We start from the raw sequence: 1,112 nt of genomic DNA, 5'->3' as shown, positions 1-1,112 counted from the left end.
GAGATTGGGAGCCACTTTGATCATCAAATAGTGAGCCACCTGCCAACCCTACGGGGCCGATTTGGTTTCCATTGCGGTTTCCAGTTGACTGGAAACTTCTAGGGGCGCGTGCGGGACTTACGGTATCTCCGCGCGTTGCTTCACGGCTTCCTGCCGTCGGAGGGTCTCACGGAATCGGTACGACTCCCCGTTCATCGCGATGATGTGGGCCTTGTGGGTCACACGGTCGGCCAGTGCCGCTGTCATCTTCTCGTCTCCGAATACCTGCGCCCATTCCGAGAATTCCAGGTTCGTCGTAATGATCAGGCTGCCCCGTTCGTAGCGTGCGGCGACAAAGTGGAACAGCAGTTCGCTGGCGGCCCGACTGAGGGACACATAGCCGAGTTCGTCCAGTACCACCAGATCCTGACGCAGCCACTGTTTCTCGACGCGAGTGAGCCGGTGCTCATTCTGCGCCTCCTCAAGTTCGGCCACAAGCTGGCCCACTCGCCAGAAACGAACCCGGTAGCCTTGCCGGCACGCGGCGATGCCCAGCGCTGTGGCCAGGTGCGTTTTGCCGGTGCCGCTGTTGCCAACGAAGAGCACGTTCTCCCGATCCCGGATGTATTCACCCTTGCTCAGTGCCAGGATCTTCGCCTTGTTCACGGACGGAATGGCCGTGAAGTCGAAGGATTCCAGGGTCTTGGGAACCGGGAAGCCAGCAGCTTTAAGACGGCGCTGCAGCTGGTTGTCTTCCCGGTGGATCACCTCCTGTTCCATCAGGGCCTCGAGGTACTCCTCAAAGGTCTTGTTGTGCTCTGCTGCATCCCGCGCCAGTTCCTTGTACAGACGCCGGACCGTGGGGAGCTTCAGGCGCTTCAGGTAGTAATCCAGCAGCAGTTCCTGGCTCAATGCACTACGCCCCCTTTCAGCAGCCGGTTGTACTCGGCCAGCGAGGGCTGCTGCACCCGGATGCTGGCCAGTCTCCCGTCCGTGGAGGGCGGTGCTCCAGCTGCAAGATCCGGTTGAGCGCCAAGGAGTTGCCGGACCGCTGCGCAGCAAGCCGTACGCTGGGCCAGGGCTTGCTGCAGAGCCCTGCTGACCTCAGAAACCGAGTAGGTGCGGTGCAGCAT

1 protein-coding gene and 1 pseudogene are annotated in these 1,112 nt (G+C 61.1%); both read right to left on the bottom strand.

Translation table 11 applies throughout. The annotated features are described in order from the left end of the window. Nucleotides 1-117: 117 nt before the first annotated feature. The gene (gene istB, locus J2Z79_RS18155) at nucleotides 118-891 is read right to left on the bottom strand and encodes an IS21-like element helper ATPase IstB (RefSeq protein ID WP_209468313.1); all 774 of its coding nucleotides are present in this window, start codon (nucleotides 889-891) and stop codon (nucleotides 118-120) included. Beyond that, nucleotides 888-1,112: pseudogene (locus J2Z79_RS18150) on the bottom strand (IS21 family transposase); the annotation flags it as partial. The gene istB and the pseudogene J2Z79_RS18150, both read right to left, overlap by 4 nt.

Origin of the sequence: Symbiobacterium terraclitae, from assembly GCF_017874315.1 — a bacterium.
In the GTDB taxonomy this organism is placed as follows: Bacteria; Bacillota; Sulfobacillia; order Symbiobacteriales; family Symbiobacteriaceae; genus Symbiobacterium; species Symbiobacterium terraclitae.
Note: the sequence above shows the minus strand (reverse complement) of the source record. Positions and strands in the feature narration are given on the sequence as shown.